At 71.0% G+C, this 20373-nt stretch carries 21 protein-coding genes; 15 read left to right on the top strand and 6 right to left on the bottom strand.

All coding sequences use genetic code 11. The features are described 5' to 3' along the window. The first annotated feature begins 100 nt into the window (after positions 1–100). From ABCS02_RS29805 to smc, 5 genes are all read left to right on the top strand, one after another. Positions 101–1111 carry a branched-chain amino acid ABC transporter permease gene (locus ABCS02_RS29805; protein ID WP_345839340.1) on the top strand — a complete coding sequence of 337 codons (1011 nt, stop codon included), beginning with the start codon at positions 101–103 and terminating at the stop codon, positions 1109–1111. Then, positions 1108–2268 (top strand): branched-chain amino acid ABC transporter permease, encoded by a 1161-nt coding sequence (locus tag ABCS02_RS29800; protein WP_345839339.1) that lies wholly within the window; start codon positions 1108–1110, stop codon positions 2266–2268. Before ABCS02_RS29805 ends, ABCS02_RS29800 begins: the two co-directional genes overlap by 4 nt. Next, positions 2265–3179 (top strand): ABC transporter ATP-binding protein, encoded by a 915-nt coding sequence (locus ABCS02_RS29795; RefSeq protein ID WP_345839338.1) that lies wholly within the window; start codon positions 2265–2267, stop codon positions 3177–3179. The genes ABCS02_RS29800 and ABCS02_RS29795 overlap by 4 nt, the downstream gene beginning before the upstream one ends. Beyond that, positions 3166–3879: an ABC transporter ATP-binding protein gene (locus ABCS02_RS29790; RefSeq protein WP_345839337.1), complete on the top strand. Its 714-nt coding sequence runs from the start codon at positions 3166–3168 to the stop codon at positions 3877–3879. The genes ABCS02_RS29795 and ABCS02_RS29790 overlap by 14 nt, the downstream gene beginning before the upstream one ends. A gap of 171 nt (positions 3880–4050) precedes the next feature. Then, the gene (smc, locus tag ABCS02_RS29785; protein ID WP_345839336.1) at positions 4051–7614 is read left to right on the top strand and encodes a chromosome segregation protein SMC; all 3564 of its coding nucleotides are present in this window, start codon (positions 4051–4053) and stop codon (positions 7612–7614) included. Here smc and ABCS02_RS29780 read toward each other — a convergent pair. After that, complete coding sequence (locus tag ABCS02_RS29780) at positions 7611–8396, bottom strand: CHAD domain-containing protein (protein WP_345839335.1); 786 nt, start codon at positions 8394–8396, stop codon at positions 7611–7613. The two genes, smc and ABCS02_RS29780, sit on opposite strands and share 4 nt — an antisense overlap. Positions 8397–8425: 29 nt before the next feature. Here ABCS02_RS29780 and ftsY point away from each other — a divergent pair, with 29 nt between their 5' ends. The 3 genes from ftsY (at position 8426) to ffh (ending at position 11448) form a co-directional block, all read left to right on the top strand. Beyond that, positions 8426–9301 (top strand): signal recognition particle-docking protein FtsY, encoded by an 876-nt coding sequence (ftsY, locus tag ABCS02_RS29775; RefSeq protein WP_345839334.1) that lies wholly within the window; start codon positions 8426–8428, stop codon positions 9299–9301. An 8-nt stretch (positions 9302–9309) separates the two neighbouring features. Beyond that, the gene (locus ABCS02_RS29770; RefSeq protein ID WP_345839333.1) at positions 9310–9810 is read left to right on the top strand and encodes a DUF2004 domain-containing protein; all 501 of its coding nucleotides are present in this window, start codon (positions 9310–9312) and stop codon (positions 9808–9810) included. Between the two features lie 69 nt (positions 9811–9879). Further along, positions 9880–11448, top strand: a complete 1569-nt coding sequence (gene ffh, locus ABCS02_RS29765) for a signal recognition particle protein (protein WP_345839332.1) — start codon at positions 9880–9882, stop codon at positions 11446–11448. A gap of 13 nt (positions 11449–11461) precedes the next feature. Here the strand turns inward: ffh and ABCS02_RS29760 are convergent, their stop codons facing one another. From ABCS02_RS29760 to ABCS02_RS29750, 3 genes are all read right to left on the bottom strand, one after another. After that, positions 11462–12151, bottom strand: coding sequence for an SGNH/GDSL hydrolase family protein (locus ABCS02_RS29760; RefSeq protein ID WP_345839331.1), 690 nt, complete (start codon positions 12149–12151; stop codon positions 11462–11464). Positions 12152–12252: 101 nt separating this feature from the next. Next, the gene (locus tag ABCS02_RS29755; RefSeq protein ID WP_345839330.1) at positions 12253–12930 is read right to left on the bottom strand and encodes an SGNH/GDSL hydrolase family protein; all 678 of its coding nucleotides are present in this window, start codon (positions 12928–12930) and stop codon (positions 12253–12255) included. A gap of 34 nt (positions 12931–12964) precedes the next feature. After that, complete coding sequence (locus ABCS02_RS29750; protein ID WP_345839329.1) at positions 12965–14149, bottom strand: glutamate--cysteine ligase; 1185 nt, start codon at positions 14147–14149, stop codon at positions 12965–12967. 205 nt (positions 14150–14354) lie between these two features. On the opposite strand from ABCS02_RS29750, the gene rpsP reads away from it, so the two are divergent. From rpsP to ABCS02_RS29730, 4 genes are read left to right on the top strand one after another with little or no spacing between them, the layout of a single operon-like run. After that, positions 14355–14828, top strand: coding sequence for a 30S ribosomal protein S16 (gene rpsP / locus ABCS02_RS29745; protein ID WP_345839328.1), 474 nt, complete (start codon positions 14355–14357; stop codon positions 14826–14828). 4 nt (positions 14829–14832) lie between these two features. After that, complete coding sequence (locus ABCS02_RS29740) at positions 14833–15063, top strand: RNA-binding protein (protein WP_055920003.1); 231 nt, start codon at positions 14833–14835, stop codon at positions 15061–15063. A 1-nt stretch (position 15064) separates the two neighbouring features. Further along, a complete protein-coding gene (rimM, locus tag ABCS02_RS29735; RefSeq protein ID WP_345839327.1) occupies positions 15065–15703 on the top strand; it encodes a ribosome maturation factor RimM in 639 nt (212 codons plus the stop codon). Between the two features lie 2 nt (positions 15704–15705). Continuing rightward, positions 15706–16101 (top strand): hypothetical protein, encoded by a 396-nt coding sequence (locus ABCS02_RS29730; RefSeq protein WP_345839326.1) that lies wholly within the window; start codon positions 15706–15708, stop codon positions 16099–16101. Between the two features lie 48 nt (positions 16102–16149). Here the strand turns inward: ABCS02_RS29730 and ABCS02_RS29725 are convergent, their stop codons facing one another. Then, positions 16150–16827: a GntR family transcriptional regulator gene (locus ABCS02_RS29725; RefSeq protein WP_345839325.1), complete on the bottom strand. Its 678-nt coding sequence runs from the start codon at positions 16825–16827 to the stop codon at positions 16150–16152. A 50-nt stretch (positions 16828–16877) separates the two neighbouring features. Here ABCS02_RS29725 and ABCS02_RS29720 point away from each other — a divergent pair, with 50 nt between their 5' ends. After that, positions 16878–18110: an MFS transporter gene (locus ABCS02_RS29720; protein ID WP_345839324.1), complete on the top strand. Its 1233-nt coding sequence runs from the start codon at positions 16878–16880 to the stop codon at positions 18108–18110. 9 nt (positions 18111–18119) lie between these two features. Beyond that, positions 18120–18803, top strand: a complete 684-nt coding sequence (trmD, locus tag ABCS02_RS29715; protein ID WP_345839323.1) for a tRNA (guanosine(37)-N1)-methyltransferase TrmD — start codon at positions 18120–18122, stop codon at positions 18801–18803. Between the two features lie 76 nt (positions 18804–18879). Here the strand turns inward: trmD and map are convergent, their stop codons facing one another. Continuing rightward, positions 18880–19644 carry a type I methionyl aminopeptidase gene (gene map / locus ABCS02_RS29710; RefSeq protein WP_345839322.1) on the bottom strand — a complete coding sequence of 255 codons (765 nt, stop codon included), beginning with the start codon at positions 19642–19644 and terminating at the stop codon, positions 18880–18882. Between the two features lie 114 nt (positions 19645–19758). Between map and ABCS02_RS29705 the strand changes: the two genes are divergently transcribed. Then, positions 19759–20253 (top strand): hypothetical protein, encoded by a 495-nt coding sequence (locus tag ABCS02_RS29705; protein WP_345839321.1) that lies wholly within the window; start codon positions 19759–19761, stop codon positions 20251–20253. Positions 20254–20373 lie beyond the last annotated feature (120 nt).

Below are 20373 nucleotides of genomic sequence, written 5' to 3'. Positions count from 1 at the left end.
GCCGCGGGCCACCGTGGCCCGCGGCACCTTTGTTTCGACTTACGCTCGTAAGAACTGAGCCGGACCAACGACGATCCGGCACTGACACCGGGAAGCTCGAATGCTCGAAACCCTCCTCCTCGTCCATCCGGTCCTCGACAACTCGTGGATCAACTTCGATGTCAACGCGCTCATCCAGAACTTCTGGAGCGCCACCTTCGACGGCCTGACCTTCGGAGCCATCTACGGCCTGATCGCCGTCGGCTACACGCTGGTCTACGGCGTGCTCAACCTGATCAACTTCGCCCACTCCGAGGTGTTCATCGTCGGCGCGTACGGCGTCGTGATCACCCTCACGTCGCTCGGCTTCGGCCCGAGCGCGCCCAACCTGAGCCCCGTCGCGATCATCGGCGACCTGCTGCTCGCCCTCATCGTCGGCATGGCGGCGTCCGCGTTCACCGCCTGGGTGCTCGAACGCGTCGCCTACCGGCCGCTTCGAAAACGGAACGCGCCACGCCTCGTGTTCCTCATCACGGCGATCGGCGCCTCGTTCACGATCCAGTACCTGATCTTCCTGATCCGGGGCGCGAACGCGGAGCCGGCGGTGACGATGTTCATCCCGACGCCGATCTTCGACGTGTTCGGGACGATCGTGAACAGCCAGCAGATCATCATCGTGGTGGCGTCTGTGATCCTGATGATCGCCACCGACTGGTTCATCCGGCGCACCCGCACCGGCCGCGGCATCCGCGCCGTCGCGCAGGACGCGGACACGGCCACGCTGATGGGCGTCAACAAGGAGCGGATCATCCAGATCACGTTCATCACCGGCGGTGTCCTCGCCGGCGCCGCCGCCCTGTTCTACGTGATGCTGGTGCCCTCGGGCGTGATCTACAACGGCGGCTTCGTGCTCGGCGTCAAGGCGTTCGCCGCGGCCGTCCTCGGCGGCATCGGCAACGTGCGCGGCGCGCTCCTCGGCGGCCTGCTGCTCGGCGTGATCGGCAACTACGGCCAGATCCTGCTGGGCGACTCGCAGTGGACCGACGTCGTCGCGTTCGTCGTCCTGGTGCTGGTGCTGCTGATCAAGCCGACCGGCATCCTCGGCACCTCGCTCGGAAGGAGCCGCGCATGAGCACGACCGAAGGTCCCAAGGTCCTGCCCGACGGTCGTTCGGAGCAGGCGGGCGACGCCCTGGAGGCGTCGCGCGCGAACAAGAAGAAGGGTCCGCTGCAGCCGCTGCGCGATTACTGGAACGGCCTCCCGCGTGCCGTGCAGTGGGCGTGGCTGCTCATCGTGGTCGCGCTGGCGTACGCGCTGCCGTACCTGAACTTCTTCCCGCTCACCACCGAGCCGGGCAACGACTGGCCGCTCGCGTGCTTCGCGATGGCCACCTACGGCCTGATCGCGGTCGGCCTGAACGTGGTGGTCGGCTACGCCGGCCTCCTCGACCTCGGCTACGTCGCGTTCTTCGCCGTCGGGTCGTACACCGCCGCCATGCTCACCAGCCCGGACTCGCCGTTCATCAAGATCCCGTACCTGTGGACGGTGCCGGTCGCGATGGCCGTCACGATGACCTTCGGCGTCATCCTCGGCGTGCCGACGCTCCGCCTCCGCGGCGACTACCTGGCGATCGTCACGCTCGGCTTCGGTGAGATCGTGCGCATCCTCGCCACGATCATCCCGGCGATGAAGGGCCAGGTCGGCTTCCAGAACGTCGGCCACCCGCCGGGGGAGACCGCCAAGGGCATCCCGATCTTCTCCAATTCCAACGGCGTTCCCTGGTACTGGCTCACGGTGACGATCATCATCGTGATCCTGCTGCTGGTCGGCAACCTGGAGCGCAGCCGCGTGGGCCGCGCGTGGATCGCCATCCGCGAGGACGAGGACGCCGCCGAGATCATGGGCGTTCCCACCTTCAAGTACAAGGTGTGGGCGTTCGCGATCGGCGCCGGCGTCGGCGGCCTCTCCGGAGCGCTGTTCGCCGGGCAGGTCGGCTTCGTCAACAACCAGAAGTTCGACGTCCAGACCTCGATCCTGTTCCTCGCCGCCGTCGTGCTCGGCGGCGCGGGCAACAAGGTCGGCGCGATGATCGGTGGCGCGATCGTTGCATACATCCCGCTGCGCTTCACCGCGATCGCGGACTACAAGTACCTGATCTTCGGCATCGCACTCGTGCTGATCATGATCTTCCGCTCGCAGGGCCTGTTCCCGGCGCGGCAGAAGCTCCTGGCGTACGGGCGGCTCGCGTACCGAAGAGTGGCGCAGAGCGCGAAGGGAGGCGCGCGATGAGCGACGAGAACACCACAGCGGTCCCGGAGGAGGAGCCCGCCCTCGGCGCCAACGAGGGGGAGCTGGAGGCGGCGGGCATCGACCTCGATGTCGCGGAGGCCGCGGCCCCCGATCGCGAGATCGCGGTCGAGGTCGGCGAGAACATCGTGGAGGTCCGCAACCTCACGGTGAAGTTCGGCGGCCTCCTCGCCCTCGACGACGTCTCGTTCGACATCCGCCGCGGCGAGATCCTCGGCCTGATCGGGCCGAACGGCGCGGGCAAGACCACGTGCTTCAACGCGATGACCGGCGTCTACAAGCCGACCAGCGGCGACGTGCTGCTGGAGGGCCAGTCGATCAAGGGCCAGAAGCAGCACCAGATCACCCGGCTGGGCCTGGCGCGGACGTTCCAGAACATCCGCCTCTTCGGCGAGATGACGGCGCTGGAGAACGTGGTCGTCGGCCTCGACGCCCGGCACCGCACGTCGGTGCCCGGCGCGCTGCTGCGGCTGCCTCGGCACACGCGGGAGGAGAAGTCCGCGATCGAGCGCGGCATGGCCCTGCTCGAGTTCGTGGGCATCGCCGACCACGCCGCCGACCTCTCCCGGTCGCTGCCCTACGGGTCGCAGCGCCGCCTGGAGATCGCGCGCGCCCTCGCGACGGACCCCAAGGTCCTCTGCCTGGACGAGCCGGCCGCCGGCTTCAACCCGGCGGAGAAGGAGGAGCTGATGGACCTCATCCGGACCATCCGGGCCGACGGGTACACCGTCCTCCTCATCGAACACGACATGAAGCTGGTCATGGGCGTGACGGATCGCATCGTGGTGCTGGAGTTCGGCCGCAAGCTGGCCGACGACGTGCCCCAGGAGATCCGGAACGACCCGCGCGTGATCGCCGCCTACCTCGGGGAGCCCGAAGATGACGTTGCTTGAACTGAAGAACATCAGCGTCTCGTACGGGCGCATCGAAGCGATCCACGACATGTCGTTCTCCGTCGAGGAGGGCGAGATCGTCAGCCTGATCGGCGCGAACGGCGCGGGCAAGTCGACCACGATGAAGACGATCTCGGGCATCCTGAACCCGTCGGCCGGCTCCATCCTGTTCGACGGCCAGGACATCACCAAGATGAAGGCGCACATCCGCGTGGTCCGCGGCATCTCGCAGGCTCCGGAGGGCCGGGGGATCTTCCCGGGCATGACGGTGATGGAGAACCTCGACATGGGCGCGTTCGGCCGTAAGGACCGGTCCAACATGGGTCCGGACTTCGACCGGGTGTTCTCGCTGTTCCCGCGCCTCGCCGAGCGCAAGACGCAGGCCGGCGGCACGATGTCCGGAGGCGAGCAGCAGATGCTCGCCATCGGGCGCGCGCTGATGTCGAACCCGCGGCTGCTGCTGCTGGACGAGCCCTCGATGGGGCTGGCCCCGCAGTTCATCCGGCAGATCTTCTCGATCATCACGGAGATCAACAAGCAGGGCACGACCGTGCTGCTCGTGGAGCAGAACGCCAACCAGGCGCTGGCCCGCGCGAACCGCGCGTTCGTGCTGGAGACCGGCAGCATCACCCGCTCCGGCACCGGCCGCGAGCTGCTCGCCGACCCCGCGATCAAGGAGGCCTACCTCGGCGTCGGCTGACGTCCGGTAACCCCCGAGTACGCGAAAAGTCCGCCGTTTCCACCCGGAACGGCGGACTTTTCGCCCGTTGTCGGGGAAACGCCCGCGTTTTCCACCCGCCCGGGGGTATTTTTCGCGTACTCGACGGCTTGGGGAAAAGGGGTGACGCGCGACCTCGGGTAGATTCACAGCGTGTATTTGAAGAGTCTGACGCTCAAGGGCTTCAAGTCGTTCGCCACGCCGACGACTTTCGCCTTCGAGCCGGGCGTCACCTGCGTCGTCGGGCCGAACGGCTCCGGCAAGTCCAACGTGGCCGACGCCCTCGCCTGGGTGATGGGCGAGCAGGGCGCCAAGACGCTTCGCGGCGGCAAGATGGAGGACGTCATCTTCGCCGGGACCTCCACCCGCGGCCCACTCGGCCGCGCCGAGGTCCAGCTGACGATCGACAACACCGACGGCGCCCTCCCGATCGAGTACACCGAGGTCACCATCTCGCGCACGCTGTTCCGCAACGGCGGCAGCGAGTACGCCATCAACGGCCAGTCCTGCCGCCTCCTCGACGTGCAGGAGCTGCTCAGCGACTCCGGCCTTGGCCGCGAGATGCACGTCATCGTCGGCCAGGGCCAGCTCGACGCCGTGCTGCGCGCCACCCCGGAGGAGCGCCGCGGCTTCATCGAGGAGGCCGCCGGCATCCTCAAGCACCGCCGCCGCAAGGAGAAGACCCTCCGCAAGCTGGAGGCCATGCAGACCAACCTGACCCGGCTGAGCGACCTCGCCGGCGAGGTGCGGCGTCAGCTCAAGCCGCTCGGGCACCAGGCCGAGATCGCGCGCGAGGCGCAGTCCATCGCCGCGATCGTCCGCGACGCCCGCGCGCGCCTGCTGGCCGACGACGTCGTCGGGCTGCGCCGCTCGCTCGACGATCACACCCGCACGGAGGCCGAGCGCCACAGCGAGCAGATCGTCCTCCAGGAGCAGCTGGAGCAGAAGCAGCTCCGCCGCACCCGCCTGGAGCAGGCGCAGATCGGCGACGCCGTCGACGTCGCACGCAGCACTGCGTTCGCGCTGGAGCAGGCGCAGGACCGCCTGCGCGGCCTCTACTCGCTCGCGACCCAGCGGGTCGCGCTGCTCGGCAGCCAGGCCGAGGCCACCGACGACGGTCCGCGCGTCAGCCCGCAGATGGTGCAGGACGCCGCCGACGAGGTGGAGCGGCTGCGTGCCGCGGTCGTGGAGGCCGAGGCGGCCTGGGAGGCGGCGCAGTCCGCGTCCCGCTCCTCGCGCGGCCGGCTGGACTCGGTGGACGACGAGATCGCGGCCCAGAGCGCGCTCGTCTCCAAGCACGACCTGGAGATCAGCAAGCTGAACGGCCAGGCCGAGGCCGCCGCCCAGCGTCTCGCGGCCGTGCGCGGCGAGGTCCTCCGTCAGCAGAACGCGCTGGACGCCGCGACCGAGCGACGCGAGAAGGCGCAGGCCGAGTTCGCCTCCCGGGAGGCCGAGGCCGAGACGGCTGACGCCGGTGAGGGCAACCTGGACGAGGCGTACGAGCTCGCCCAGTCGGAGGTGTTCGAGGCCGAGGGGCTCATCGAGAAGCTGCGCGAGGACCTCCACGCGCTCGAACGCGAGCGCGACGCCCTCGCCGCCCGCACCTCCGCGCTCTCGCTGGCGCTCGACCAGAAGGACGGCTCGGCCGCCCTGGTCGCGGCCCGGCTTCCGGGCGTGGCCGGTCTCGTCGCCGAGCACGTCCGGGTCCATCCCGGCTACGAGGCCGCCGTAGCCGCGGCCCTCGGCACGCTGGCCGACGCGGTGCTCGCCGAGACGAGGGACGCCGCGTTCGAGGCGGTCGCGCACGCGGCGGACGACGATCTGGGCCGGGTGGAGGTGGTGGTCGCGGACGCTGCCGCGCCCGAGGTCGACCTGACCGGCGTCGCCGGAGTGGTCCCCGCGCGCTCGGTGGTCGAGGCGCCGGGCGGAGTGCTCGGCCTGCTGGCGTTCACCGCCATCGCCGACGACGTCACGGCCGCGCGTGCCGCCGCAGACGCGTTCCGCGCCAGGAAGCTCGGCGGCCCCGTCACGCTCATCACGCGCACCGGCGACGTGCTCACCGACTTCGTGCTGCGCGGCGGCTCCGGCGCGAAGCAGAGCCGCATCGAGCTGATCGCCGACCGCGACGCCGCGGAGGACCGGCTCGGCGAGGTGACCTCCCTCATCGACCGCGCCCGCTTCGCTCTCGCCGAGCAGCGCGGCGTCCTGCAGGTGGCCAAGGAGCAGTCCCAGAACGCGCTCAGCGCGCTCCGCGAGTTCGACGCGAAGCTGGCCGCGCACACCGAGCAGCTGAACCGCGTGCGCGTGCAGCTCGAAGCCTCCCAGGCCGAGTTCGACCGCCTGAGCCGTGCGCTGGAGCAGGCCGCCGAGCGCGTCGCCGAGGCCGAGTCCGCCGCCGAGTCGGCGAAGTCGGAGTTGGAGGTCGCCCGGTCGCGGCCGCGCCCGATCCTCGACGTCTCCGCCCGCGACGCCCTCTCCGTCGAACTGGACGCCGCCCGCGAAGCCGAGGTCGAGGCGCGCCTCGGTGTCGAGACCGCCAAGGAGCGCGTCCGCGCGGAGCAGGCGCGCGGCGAAGCGCTGAGCAGGCAGCTGGAGGCCGAGCGCGCCGCCGCGGAGGAGGCCGCCCGCCGCGCCGTGATCCGCCGCCGGCAGCTGGAGGCCGCGCAGGGCGTCGTGGACGTCCTGCCCGCAGTACTCGCCTCCGCCGACCGCTCGGTGTCGCAGGCGCGCCTGGAGCTCGCCGCCGCCGAGGCGCAGCGCGCGAGCCAGAACGAGGAGCTCGCGACCGTCCGCCGCGAGGAGGCCGCCCTGCGCGAGCGCCTGCACGGCATCACCGAGTCCGTGCACGGCCTGGAGCTGCAGATCTACGAGAAGAAGCTGCACCTGTCGAGCCTGCTGGAGCGGGCGGGCAGCGAGCTCGGCCTCGTGGAGGACGTGCTGGTGGCCGAGTACGGGCCGGACGTCCGTGTGCCGCCGGACACCCGCGACGACGACGAGCCGAGCGACGACGAGGCCGGCGAGGACGCCGAGGAGCGCCCGGGCACCCCGTATGTCCGCGAGCAGCAGCAGAAGCGCCTCGCCTCCGCCGAGCGCAAGCTCGGCCAGCTCGGCCGGGTGAACCCGCTCGCGCTGGAGGAGTTCGCTGCCCTGGAGCAGCGGCACAAGTTCCTCACCGAGCAGCTCACCGACCTCACCAACACCCGCAAGGACCTCGTGACGATCATCGAGGAGATCGACGAGAAGATGCAGACCATCTTCGAGTCGGCCTTCGCGGACACCGAGGCCGCCTTCGAGCGCGTGTTCCCGATCCTGTTCCCCGGCGGCTCCGGCCACATCGCGCTGACGAACCCGGACGACCTGCTCACCACCGGCATCGAGGTGTCGGTCAAGCCGGCGGGCAAGAAGATCGAGCGGCTCTCGCTGCTGTCCGGCGGCGAGCGGTCGCTGGCCGCAGTGGCGCTGCTCATCGCGATCTTCAAGGCCCGCCCCAGCCCGTTCTACATCATGGACGAAGTGGAGGCCGCGCTCGACGACGCCAACCTGGGCCGCCTGCTGACGATCTTCGAGGACCTCCGTGAGAACAGCCAGCTCATCGTGATCACGCACCAGAAGCGCACGATGGAGATCGCCGACGCGCTCTACGGCGTCTCGATGCGCCAGGACGGCGTCTCGGCGGTCGTCGGCCAGCGCGTCGCGCAGGAGAAGGCCTCCGCCTAGTCGTCGGCTCCGTCGTACGCGATCGCCGCGAGCTTGCGGTCGAGGCCGTCGAGGGCGTCCGCGGCGCGCCGCTCGCAGCGCATGGCGAGTCCGATGTGGCCGAGCTCGCGCAGCTCGTGCGCCAGGAGCAGGTCGTCCCGGTTGTCGCCGAGTGCGTCCTGCACGGCCTTGGCCGCCGAGGACAGCCGCACGGCCGCGCGGCCGAGGTCGTCGGTGACCGCGTCGGCGGCGTACCGCACCTTGCGTGCCGCCTTGCGGGTGGCGTGCCGCTCTTCGAGGCTGTCGCCGCGGAGCCGGTGCACCTTCGCCACGGCCTTCGCCAGGCTGCGCGTGGTGACGCGATCGGGATGCTGCCGCCCCTTCCGCGAGAGCGGAGGCTCGGCTGCGAACATCTGCAGGTCGGCGAGCAGGGCGCGCACGGTCCCGCCGTGCAGGTAGCGCAGCAGCGACGCCAGGGCCGCCTCGTGCTCGGCGCGCGTCTCCGTCGCCGCGGCCGTGACTGCGTCGACGACCTCCGGCGGGTCGTCGACCTCCAGGAGGTCTTCGAGCGTCGCCGCCTTCACCTCCAGGTCGCGCACCGTGCCCAGCCGGTCGCCGAGCGTCTTCAGCCGGGTGCGCATGCCGAGTGCGGCATCTTTCTCGAACGCCGCCCGGTAGACCCGGAGGATGCTGCGCAGCCGGCGCACCCGGATGCGCGCCTGATGGACCGCGTCCTCCCCGTCGGTCTCGATCGCGACGAGCTGCTCGGCGAGCTCGGCCGACACCGCCACGAGGGAGAACATGCCGCCACCGTACCAACTAGTCTGAGTGCATGACAGACCGCACCCCCTGGTCCTTGTCTGGCGCCCTCCGCGGCATGTTCGCCAGGAAGACCATCGACGACACCACCTGGGACGATCTGGAGACGGCGCTCATCACCGCCGACTTCGGTCCGGACGTCACCGAGGCGGTCGTGGACGATCTGCGCGCCAAGGTCGAGCGCTACCACACCACCGACCCGGCCGACCTCCAGCGCATGCTGCGCGAGACGATGGAGGAGCGGCTCTCCAAGCTCGACACCACCCTCAAGCTCAGCGAGCGGCCCGCGATCGTGCTCGTGGTCGGCGTGAACGGCGTCGGCAAGACCACCACGATCGGCAAGTTCGCCAAGTTCCTGCGCACCTACGACCGCTCGGTCGTCGTGGGCGCGGCGGACACCTTCCGCGCCGCAGCGGTGGAGCAGCTCGCCACCTGGGCGGAGCGTGCGGGAGCGGAGATCGTCCGCCCGCAGCAGCAGGGCCAGGACCCGGCGTCCGTGGCGTTCCAGACCGTCGAGAAGGCCAAGCGCGACGGCACCGAGATCGTCATCATCGACACCGCGGGCCGGCTGCAGACCAAGGGCGGCCTGATGGACGAGCTCTCCAAGATCAAGCGGGTGGTCGAGAAGCAGGCGCCCATCGCGGAGGTGCTCCTCGTGCTCGACGCGACCACCGGCCAGAACGGGCTGGCGCAAGCGGAGGCCTTCCTGGAGCACGCCGGCGTGACCGGCCTCGTGCTCACCAAGCTCGACGGCTCGGCGAAGGGCGGCTTCGTCCTCGCGGTGCAGGAGCGCACCGGCCTCCCGATCAAGCTCATCGGCCAGGGCGAGGGGATCAACGACCTGACCGGCTTCACCCCGCACGTCTTCGCGCAGCAGCTCGTCGGATAGGGGGCGGCATGGCCATCGAGCACGACTACTTCGGCGTCATCGACGAGACGGCCTCCGGCGGCCTCGCCTGGAACGACACGGTGGACCTCGCCGACCAGGCGGTGGAGGTCGAGCTGCGCGCCGACGACGAGCAGGCGGTGGGCGAGTTCGCCCTCGACTCGGCGGCGGCGCTCATCCAGGCGCTGGAGGGCTTCGACGCCCGGGCCAGGGACGCCCTCATCGCCGAGCTCAGCTCCCGGCAGTCCGCGACGACGAGCTACATCGACGAGCACGTGGACAAGCTGGGGGAGTCGCTGCTCGACCTCCTGGTCTACAACTCGGGCGACATCGCGATCGACGTGCTGCGCTCGCTCCAACTCCTGACCGTGACCGTGCAGGCCGACCAGGCCGGCGAGGACGAGGTCTTCGCGACGTTCGACTACTCGATCAGCCCCGACGAGACGGACGCGATCCTCACGGTGTCGTTCGACGTGCGCGGCGACGTCGTCGCTGTCGACACCCAGGGCTGACACGCAGGGCTGACGCGCAGCGCCGAGGCTCGGCGGGCGGCCAGCCTCGCCCGGTAGACTCTCTGGATCATGGCTACTTTCGGCTCGCTGTCCGACCGTTTGACGGACACCTTCAAGAACCTGCGCACCAAGGGCAAGCTCTCCCCGTCGGACGTCGACGGCACCGTGCGCGAGATCCGCCGCGCGCTGCTCGACGCGGACGTGGCGCTCGACGTCGTCAAGGAGTTCACCGGCAAGGTGCGCGAGCGCGCGCTGTCCGACGAGGTCAACAAGGCGCTGAACCCGGCGCAGCAGGTCGTCCAGATCGTCAACGGGGAGCTCGTGGCCATCCTCGGCGGCCAGCAGCGCCGCCTGCAGTTCGCCAAGAAGCCGCCGACGGTGATCATGCTCGCCGGCCTCCAGGGCGCGGGCAAGACCACGCTCGCGGGCAAGCTCGGCAAGTGGCTGGTCAAGGACGGCCACACGCCGCTCCTCGTCGCCGCCGACCTCCAGCGGCCCAACGCCGTCACCCAGCTCCAGATCGTCGGCGAGCAGGCCGGCGTCCCGGTCTACGCGCCGGAGCCCGGCAACGGCGTCGGCAACCCGGTGAAGGTGGCCAAGGACGCCATGAAGTTCGCCGAGACCAAGCAGTACGACACGGTCGTCATCGACACCGCAGGTCGCCTCGGCGTCGACGCCGAGCTGATGAAGCAGGCCGCCGACATCCGCAAGGCCACCGATCCGGACGAAGTGCTGTTCGTGATCGACGCGATGATCGGTCAGGATGCCGTCGCGACGGCTAAGGCGTTCCAGGACGGCGTCGACTTCACCGGCGTCGTGCTCTCCAAGCTCGACGGCGACGCGCGCGGCGGCGCGGCCCTCTCGGTCGCCTCGGTCACCGGCCGCCCGATCATCTTCGCCTCCACCGGCGAGGGCCTGGACGACTTCGAGCCGTTCCACCCCGACCGCATGGCGTCGCGCATCCTCGACCTCGGCGACATCCTCACGCTCATCGAGCAGGCCCAGGAGGCCTTCGACGAGGAGGAGGCGCGCAAGGTCGCCGAGAAGTTCGCGACCGACAGCTTCACGCTGGACGACTTCCTCAAGCAGATGCAGCAGCTGCGCAACATGGGCTCCATCAAGAAGATGATGGGCATGCTGCCGGGCGCGGGCCAGATGAAGCAGCAGCTCGACAACTTCGACGAGCGCGAGATCGTGCGCACCGAGGCCATCATCCAGTCGATGACGAAGGCCGAGCGCACCACCCCGAAGCTGCTCAACGGCTCCCGCCGCCTGCGCATCGCCAAGGGCTCCGGCACGACGGTCACCGAGGTGAACCAGCTCGTCAACCGCTTCGAGCAGGCCGCCAAGATGATGAAGACCGTCGCCAAGGGCGGCGTGCCGAACGTCCCCGGCATGGGACCCATCCCGGGCGCCGGCTATGCGGGGCGCGGCAAGCAGCAGCCCAAGAAGAAGGGCTCGCGCTCGGGTAACCCGGCCAAGCGCGCCGCGGAGAACGCCGCGCTGGCGTCCGGCGTCAAGCCGACGACCGGCGCGACCGCGGGCACGGGCTTCGGGCTCGGCTCGGGCAACAAGGCGAAGGCCGGAGGCCCGACCGAGGAGGAGCTGGCCGCCCTGCAGAAGTTCATGGGGCGCTGAGCCCCGCGGCTCGCTAGGAGGTCACGCCGAGCGGCGCGAGCCGGTCCTCGATGACCTTCGCGACGGCGCGCTCGCCCGCCGCGTTCGGGTGGATGCCGTCCGCCTGCACCAGCTCCGGATGTCCCGCCAGCGGGTAGCCGATGTCGAGGAACGTCCCGCCGGCGCCGGTCACGGCCTTCCCGACGATCCCGTTCACGGTCGCCACGGTCGGCGGCGGAGCGTCCGCGCCCCAGACCGTCGTGATGCCGATGATGCGCGCCCGCGGGAACGTGTCGCGCAGTTCACCCAGCAGTTCCTCCGCCGAGGAGGCCACGAGCGCGGCGTTCTCCGTGCGGTCGTTCCTGGTGGCCGCGATCAGGATGTAGTCGGGGTGCAGGCCGAGGGCGGTGGCGACCTGCTCGCGGTAGGTGTCGCCGTTCCAGCCCGGCTTGACGAACCCGGAGCCCGAGACCGCGAGGTCCGTGAGCGTCCAGCCGTGCTGCGCCGCGACGAGCGCGGGCCAGGCCTGATCCGGGCGCACGCCCTTGCCGAACGCGATGGAGTCCCCGATGGCGACGACCCGCGGCTTCGCGTGCTCCGCGGGGGCCGCGACAGCGGTGCCGCCGGCGATGGGCCGCGCGGTGACGGCGGAGGAGCAGCCGGCGAGGGCGGCCGCGGCGAGGGCGATCGCGGCGACGGCGATCAGGCGGGGACGGGTGGGCACGGAGTGAGGCTAGACCGCCCTGACTGACAGATCGCTGTGCATCCCGCCCGGGCGTGTCGGAGTGCGTGGGCGGAGGCGGCCGGCGCGCCGGATCGCCTGCCTCACACGATCCCGTCGAGCCGCGACAGGACGACCGACGCGATCGCCTGCTGGCCTTCGAGGGTGGGATGCTCGCCGTCGTCCTGGACGAGGCCGACCTGGCCGCGGTACGGCTGGCCGAGGTCGATCCATTTGCCGCCCGCCGCGGTCACGGCCTGCTTCAGCGCGTCGTTGAGGGGAGCGAGGTCGCTGTCGCTGGCCTCCCCGGTGAGCGCGTTGTAGCCGATCAGGTGGGCCTTCGGCAGGGCGTCGCTCAGCCGCTCGACCGCGGCCGCCATCGCTTTGGCCACGGCCGCGTCGTCCTGGCCGAGGTCGTTGTCGGAGGCGCCGATCAGCACCACGTTCGCCTTCGCGGCGATGGCCTGGTCGATCTGGCCGTTGAAGTCGGCGTTGGTGGCGCCGACGGCGACGAAGCCGGCCCCCGGCTCGCTGAAGTTCTGCAGGCCCCAGCGCCGGTCGACGGCGACGAGGGCGGGCCACGCCTCGAACGGCTCCAGTCCCATCCCGGACTCGATCGAGTCGCCGACGATCGCGACCACCGGGTGGTTGCCCGCAGGGATGATGGCGCCGACGGCGAGCGAGGAGGAGGAGGCGGACGAGCATCCGCTCAGGGCCACCGTGCCGAGCAGCAGCGCGGCGAGCGCCGTGGCGACGGTGGCGAGAGGCCTGTGGCGGAACATGACTTCGAGCCTAAGGGAGGAGTCTATGGATGGACTATGCACGGTTATGAGCCGCCTGTGCCGGGTCGGGGGCATCCCGCGGGGTACGGTCCAGCCCGCTGCGGAGCTCGTGCGTGAGCGAGCTGACCACGGCCGGCAGGCTGCCGCCGTTGGCCTCCGCGACGGCGAGCTGGCGCTGGTAGCTGGCGCCGGTGGCGAGCACGTCGGAGACCGTCGCGAGCTCGGCGGAGCAGCCGAGCCGCTCGGCCGTGTCGCCGAGGTCGTCCACGAGCCGGAGGAGCTCGTCGCGCACGAGGCGCTCCGTGCCGTCCGGCGCGACGATGATCTCGGCGTCCAGCCCGTACCGCGCGGCGCGCCACTTGTTCTCGCGCACGAACCACGGCTGCAGCGTGATCGGCTCGACGCCCTCGTCCAGGTCGCCGGACATCCGGTCGGTCAGGCAGTGGATGAGCGCGCCGACCGCCCCGACCTCGTCCGCGGTCGAGAGCCCGTCGCACGCGCGCATCTCGACCGTTCCCCAGCGCGGCGACGGCCGGATGTCCCAGCGCACCTCGCTGTGGTCCTCCACGACGCCGGTGGTCACCAGGTCCTGCACGTACTCCTCGTAGTTCGCCCAGGTGCCGAACTGCCACGGCAGCCCCGCGGTCGGCAGCTGCTGGAACATGAGCGCGCGGTTGGACGCGTACCCCGTGCGGGCGCCGGCCCAGAACGGGCTCGACGCGCTGAGCGCCTGGAGGTGCGGGTAGAAGGTGAGCAGGCCGTTTACGATCGGCAGCGCCTTGTCGCGGTCGTCGATGCCGACGTGCACGTGGATGCCCCAGATCATCATCTGCCTGCCCCACCACTGCGTGCGGTCCAGCAGCCGGTCGTAGCGCTCGTTCGGCGTGATCTTCTGGTCGTACCACTGGGCGAAGGGATGCGTGCCCGCGCACATCAGCTCCACGCCGAGCGGGTCGGTGACCTCCCGGGTCAGCGCGATCAGCTCCTGCAGGTCGGTGATGGCGGCCGGGACGCTGTGGTGCACCCGGCTGACCAGTTCGATGGTGTTCAGCAGCAGCTCGTGGGTGATCTGCGGGTGCTCCCGGCCGTCCGGCGTCCCGAGCTCGTGCAGCACCTCGTCGGCGATCTGCACCAGGTCGCCGGTGGCGCCGTCGACCAGCGCCAGCTCCCACTCGATCCCCACGGTGGAGCGCTCCGACTCTGCGAATTGGATCTGCATCGCTGTGGCCCCGTCCGTCCGATTGTTCATTGGGCGCGCTTTTCTGACAGAATATCTAGTTGAGTTCGACGTGCCCGACCCTCTATCCGGCACGGCGGACGAACAATAGACCTCCTGCCGCGTGTGCCCCCACGCCCACGGCAGTCAGTTCGACAACGAATCCACCGGAACCCTGCGGGTTTCCGGACGTCAACACAGGAGAATTGTGGCTGTCAAAATCCGTCTGAAGCGCCTGGGCAAGATCCGCGCTCCGTACTACCGCATCGTCGTCGCCGACTCGCGCACCAAGCGCGACGGCCGCGTCATCGAGGAGATCGGTCTGTACCACCCGACCGAGGAGCCCTCGCGCATCGAGGTCGACTCCGACCGCGCTCAGTACTGGCTCGGCGTCGGCGCTCAGCCGTCCGAGCAGGTCCTCGTGCTGCTCAAGCTCACGGGCGACTGGGGCAAGTTCAAGGGCGACAAGAACGCCGTCTCGACCGTCAAGACGGCCGAGGCCAAGGAGACGTTCGTCGCCGACGAGAAGAAGAAGCCGGTCCTGAAGCCGAAGAAGGACGAGACCGTCGCCAAGGCGGAGGCCGTCGTCGAGGCCGAGGTCGAGGCCGAGGAGGCCGCTGAGGCCGAGGTCGTCGCCGAGGCCGAGGAGATCACGGCCGAGGCCGACGGCGAGAAGGCGTAACACCTTGCTCGCTCCCGCTCTCACGCACCTGGTCAAGGGCATCGTCGACCACCCGGACGACGTGCACGTCGTGGCCAAGGGTTCGCCGCGTGGCGAGGTCCTCGAGGTTCGAGTGAACCCCGAGGACCTCGGGCGGGTCATCGGCCGCTCCGGCCGTACCGCCAAGGCCCTCCGCACGCTCGTGGCCGCGCTGGCCGACGGCCGTCGCGTCCGCGTCGACGTCGTCGACGACTGAGGTGGCGGACCACAAGCTGCCCCGCAAGGAGGTCGCACCGCGACCGGGTCAGACCGAGCTGCGCGTCGGCCGGCTGACCAAGGCGCACGGCCTGAAGGGCGCTCTGAAGCTCGAGCTGTTCACGGACGAGCCGGAGCACCGCTTCGTCCCCGGCGCCGTCTTCACGCTCCAGGTGCCGACGTCCTCCAAGTGGCACGGCAAGACCCTCGAGCTTGTCGAGCTGCGCTGGTACAACGGTCACCCGGTCGGCTTCTTCGCCGGCGTGGACGACCGCACCGAGGCCGAGACGCTGGTGAAGGCCATCCTCTGGGTGAGCCAGGACGTCAAGCAACTCCCTCAGGAGGACGACGCCTGGTACGACCACCAGCTCGTCGGGCTGAGCGCGCGCCGCGACGGCGTCGAGGTCGGCACCATCGCGCGGGTCGACCACCTGCCCGCACAGGACCTGCTGGTCGTCCGCACGGCCCACGGCGAGGTCCTGGTGCCGTTCGTGAAGGCGATCGTTCCCGAGGTCGACATCGCCGCGGGCACCGTGACAATGACTCCGCCGGCCGGGCTGTTCGAGGAGCTGCCGGACGACGACGAGCCGGAGGCCGCGGCCGAGCCGGAGAACCCTGAGCCGGAGAACCCCGAGGACTGACCGTGGCCCACTACGTGATCGACGCCTCCGCCGCCATCGAGCTGGCGGAGGCCGGTTACGTCCCGGCCGCCGGCGACTCCCTGCTGGCCCCGACGCTGCTGCGCTCCGAGGTCCTCGCGCTGCTGCGCCGCTCGGTGGTGTCCGGTGAACGCGACGAGCTCGCCGCGCGGACGCTGATCGCCGCCGTCGACCGCCTCCCGATCCGCCCGCTGGGCGACCGCGTGCTGCGCAAGACCGCCTGGCGGCTCGCCGCGGAGCTCGGCCTCGCCGACACCTTCGCCGCCGAATACCTCGCGCTCACCGTCCTCCACGGCGACGCCCTCGTCACCGACACCCCGGACGCCTACCCCGCCGCCCCCGTCCCGCTCCGCACCGGCGCCGACCTCCTCCGCCCCTAGCCCGCCGAGACGTGACTCGGTGCGGGATCCGCCGGGTCGTTTCCGCGATCACTCACCCTTCGGTGGGCCGACGATGGCCAGGCCGCGGGCGCGGAGGAGGCGGGTGTCGGCGTCCAGGGCTGCGAGCAGGCGCTCGTGCGTCCCCAGGATGTGCCGGTGGATGCTGTCGGCCGCGGCGTCCGCGTCCCGCGCCGCCAGCTGGTCCACGATCGTGCGGTGCTCCTCCCACGCGGTCCGCCGCGCGTCGGCGGTGCGCACCTCCAGCCAGCGGGTGCGGGCCAGCCGGGTCATCGCGGAGGACACCGAGTCGGCGAAGAAGTGGTTGCCGCTGAGCGCGGCGAGCCGAACGTGGAAGCTCGCGCCGGCGCCGACCGCGTCCTCGTCGCGCCGGTCGGGGTCGTAGGCGCCGAGGTCGTCGTGCAGGGCGCGCAGGTCGTCGTCCGAGGCCCGGACGGCGCTCAGCCGCACGGCGGCGGTCTCCAGGGCGTCCCGCAGCTCGCTGAGCCGGGCGATCTCGCCGAGGTCGATGGGGGAGACCTCCCAGCCGCGGCCCTCGCGGCGGACCAGCCCCTCCGCCTCCAGCCGCATGAGCGCCGCGCGCAGCGGGGTCCGGGAGGCGCCGAGCTCGGCTTCGAGGCCGCGCTCGGTTATGCGGGAGCCGGGGACACGGTCCAGATCGAGGATCGCGGAGCGCAGCCGCTCGTACACGTGGGGATGCTCGGGCATCGGGCTCCTTCGTTGGTATACCAAGCCGGTATACCGCTAGGGTATACCGCATGAGCCGAGAAACACGAGAAGAGACCGGGCAGGCGACCAGAACCCCTCGACCGTGGCTCATGCTCGCCCTCGGCGTCATCGGCCAGGCCAGCTCGACGGTCTTCGTCTCGACCCCGGCCTTCCTCATCCCGCTGCTGCACACCGAGCGCGGGCTGAGCCTCGCCCAGGCCGGCCTGCTCGCCTCCGCGCCCACCCTCGGGCTGGTGCTCGCGCTGATCGCGTGGGGCGCGCTCAGCGACCGGATCGGGGAGCGCTGGGTCATCGCGTCCGGGCTGGCCGTCACCTCTGCCGCCGCGGTCGCCGCCATGTTCGTCTCGTCGTACGTCGCGCTCGGCGTGCTGTTCCTGGTGGGTGGGATGGCGGCCGCCAGCCCCAACGCGGCGAGCGGACGCGTGGTCATCGGCTGGTTCGCCAAGGAGCGGCGGGGGCTCGCGATGGGCATCCGGCAGATGTGCCAGCCGCTCGGCGTCGCGATCGCCGCGATCAGCGTCCCGCTGCTGGCGGCCTCCGGCGGGATCGCCGCCGCGCTCACGGTGCCGGCTGTGCTGTGCGGCGTCTCGGCCGTGCTGTGCGCGATCGGGATCGTCGACCCGCCCCGGCCGCCGCGTCGCGCCGCGGAGGGGGAGGACACGCATCCGCAGGCCGCGTGGCGTCCGTACCGGGAGACCTCCCTGCTCTGGCGCATCCACCTCGTGTCGATGCTGCTGGTCGTGCCGCAGTTCACCGTGTCCACGTTCGGGCTGGTCTGGCTCGTCACCGAGCTGCACTTCACGTCGCTCGCCGCGGGCGTCGTCATCGCGGTCAGCCAGTTCGCCGGCGCGCTCGGCCGGATCGGGGTCGGCGTACTGAGCGACCGGGTCGGCAGCCACCTGGTGCCGCTGCGCTGGGTGTCCGTCGCCGCGGTCGCGGTCATGCTGCTGATGGGCGCGGCCTCCGCACTCGGGTCGGTGGCCGCCGCGGTGATCCTGATCGTCGCGGCCATCGTCACGGTCGCCGACAACGGCCTCGCCTACACGTCGGTCGCCGAGATCGCCGGGCCGTTCTGGTCGGGCCGGGCGCTCGGCGCGCAGAACACCGGGCAGTTCCTGGCGGCGTCGGTCGTCGGCCCCGCCGTGGGCGCGCTGATCGGCTGGGTCGGCTTCCCGCTGGCCTTCGCCGCCGTCGCGATCTGCCCGGCGGTGGCGGCCCCGCTGGTCCCGCGCGACCGGGAGCTCGCGGTCGTCCCCGAATAGACTTTCCCCATGCGCATCGACATCGTCACGATCTTCCCGACCTTCTTCGATGTGCTCGACATCTCCCTGCTCGGCAAGGCGCGGCAGGCGGGCATCATCGCGCTCGGCGTCCACGACCTGCGCGACCACACCCACGACCGGCACCGCACCGTCGACGACACGCCGTACGGCGGCGGCGCGGGCATGGTGATGAAGCCGGAGCCGTGGGGGGAGGCGCTGGACGCCGTCCTGGAGGGCTCCGACGACCCCGTGCTGCTGTTCCCGTCGCCGGCCGGCGAGGTGTTCACGCAGGCGATGGCCCGCGAGCTCGCGACCGAGTCCCACCTCGTGTTCGGCTGCGGCCGCTACGAGGGCATCGACCAGCGCGTGTTCGACGACTACGCCTCCCGCGCGCGCGTGCGGCTGGTGAGCATCGGCGACTACGTGCTCAACGGCGGGGAGGTCGCCACCATGGCGATGATCGAGGCGATCGGGCGGCTCATCCCCGGCGTCGTCGGCAACCCGGAGAGCCTGGTGCAGGAGTCGCACGAGGACGGCCTCCTGGAGTACCCCTCGTACACGAAGCCCGCCGCCTGGCGCGGCCACGAGGTGCCCCCGGTCCTGCTCTCCGGCAACCACGGCGCGATCGAGGCCTGGCGCCGCGAGCAGTCCCTCGCCCGCACCGCCCGCGTCCGCCCCGACCTCCTCCCGTAGCGCCGCCCTTCCATCGCTTCCGGAGTTATGTACGCGACACGCCGGTGCGAGGCGTACACAACTCCGGAACGGATGGTCAGGGGGCGCTGAGGATGAGGGGGCCGTCGTCGGTGATGGCTACGGTGTGCTCGGAGTGGGCGCCGCGCGAGCCGTCGGCGGAGCGGAGCGTCCAGCCGTCGGGGTCGGTGAAGATCTTGTCGGTGGTCTCCAGGAACCACGGCTCGATCGCGATCACCAGGCCGGGGCGCAGCGGGAAGCCGCGACCGGCGCGGCCGTCGTTCGGGATGTGCGGGTCGCCGTGCATCGTGCGGCCGACGCCGTGGCCGCCGAACTGCGTGTTCACCGAGTAGCCCTCTGCGTGCGCCACGGCGGCGATCGCCGCCGAGATGTCGCCCACCCGGCCTCCCGGCTGCGCGGCCGCGATGCCCGCCGCGAGCGCCCGGCGGGTCGTATCGATCAGCCGGAGGTCCTCCTCGCGGGGCGAGCCGACCACGATACTGACCGCCGAGTCGGCCACCCAGCCGTCGACGCTCGCCGCGAAGTCCAGGCTGAGCAGGTCGCCGTCGCGCAGCCGGTAGTCGTGGGGAAGGCCGTGCAGCACCGCGTCGTTGACGGAGGTGCAGATCACCTTGCCGAACGGGCTCGCGCCGAACGACGGGTGGTAGTCGATGTAGCAGGACTCCGCGCCGCGGCTGCGGATCAGCTCGTGCGCGATCCGGTCCAGCTCCAGCAGGTTGACGCCCACCTTCGCCGCGGCGGCGGTCTCGGCCAGGACCTCGGCGACGAACCGGCCGGCCGGCCTCATCTGCTCGATCTCGGCGGGCGTCCTCAGCTCGATCACGGGTGGTCCTCTTTCTGTGTGCGACTGCGTCCAGTCTTCCATGCGGCGCGGCCGGCAGTCCGCCCACGGCGAACCAGCAGCCAGCGCACAGCCGCGCGACGTTACGCTGGTCGCGTGTTCATCCGCAAGGCGTTCTACTGGTGGCTCTTCCCGTCCGCCGTGGTGCTGCCCGTCTGGTTGCTGATCGGCTGGGCCGCGTTCAACCAGGGCAGCGGCTGGACGTTCCTCGGGCTGCTCATCCTGTGCCCGATCCTCTTCGTCGCGCTGCTCGCGATCGGCGGCATCGTGATGGCGCGCAAGAGCGTCAGGGACGCCCGCGCGGTCTCCTGGTACGACACCGGCCTCCTCGCCGGCTGGAGCGCCTCCATCATCGCCTTCGGGTTCTTCCCGCCCGGCGCCACCGGCTGGCTCGCCGTGCTCGGCGTGCTGTTCTTCCTGGCCATGTTCTGGGTCGGGCTGTGGGAGCTGGTGACCGAGGCGCGCGACCGGGTGGCTGTCACCTTCGCCGCGTACCAGCAGGCCGCGCAGCCGCAGCAGGTGCCGCGGCCGTCCAGCCCCGTGGTGGACGACGCGGACGTGATCGTCATCGAAGAGCACCGCGAGGACTGACCTCCGCTCTCCGCCGCACCGCGCTTTGGCAATAGGGCCGTGCGCGTGGCAGAATGGTTGTTCGTGCCGCCGCCCGGCTCTGCCGCAGGGGAGCCAGCAATTCGAGCGTGCACACCCAAT

The sequence above is a fragment of the Microbacterium sp. X-17 genome (assembly GCF_039615055.1).
The sequence above is the reverse complement of the archived record's forward strand: the minus strand, read 5'-3'. Positions and strand labels throughout refer to the sequence as shown.

Coding starts and splice junctions, on each gene's coding strand:
- ABCS02_RS29755 (WP_345839330.1), bottom strand. CDS start 12,930: ATGTTCCGCCACAGGCCTCTCGCCACCGTCGCCACGGCGCTCGCCGCG.
- ABCS02_RS29750 (WP_345839329.1), bottom strand. CDS start 14,149: ATGCAGATCCAATTCGCAGAGTCGGAGCGCTCCACCGTGGGGATCGAG.
- ffh (WP_345839332.1), top strand. CDS start 9,880: ATGGCTACTTTCGGCTCGCTGTCCGACCGTTTGACGGACACCTTCAAG.
- ABCS02_RS29720 (WP_345839324.1), top strand. CDS start 16,878: ATGAGCCGAGAAACACGAGAAGAGACCGGGCAGGCGACCAGAACCCCT.
- ABCS02_RS29780 (WP_345839335.1), bottom strand. CDS start 8,396: ATGTTCTCCCTCGTGGCGGTGTCGGCCGAGCTCGCCGAGCAGCTCGTC.
- ABCS02_RS29805 (WP_345839340.1), top strand. CDS start 101: ATGCTCGAAACCCTCCTCCTCGTCCATCCGGTCCTCGACAACTCGTGG.
- ABCS02_RS29770 (WP_345839333.1), top strand. CDS start 9,310: ATGGCCATCGAGCACGACTACTTCGGCGTCATCGACGAGACGGCCTCC.
- ftsY (WP_345839334.1), top strand. CDS start 8,426: ATGACAGACCGCACCCCCTGGTCCTTGTCTGGCGCCCTCCGCGGCATG.
- ABCS02_RS29790 (WP_345839337.1), top strand. CDS start 3,166: ATGACGTTGCTTGAACTGAAGAACATCAGCGTCTCGTACGGGCGCATC.
- ABCS02_RS29795 (WP_345839338.1), top strand. CDS start 2,265: ATGAGCGACGAGAACACCACAGCGGTCCCGGAGGAGGAGCCCGCCCTC.
- ABCS02_RS29725 (WP_345839325.1), bottom strand. CDS start 16,827: ATGCCCGAGCATCCCCACGTGTACGAGCGGCTGCGCTCCGCGATCCTC.
- trmD (WP_345839323.1), top strand. CDS start 18,120: ATGCGCATCGACATCGTCACGATCTTCCCGACCTTCTTCGATGTGCTC.
- ABCS02_RS29800 (WP_345839339.1), top strand. CDS start 1,108: ATGAGCACGACCGAAGGTCCCAAGGTCCTGCCCGACGGTCGTTCGGAG.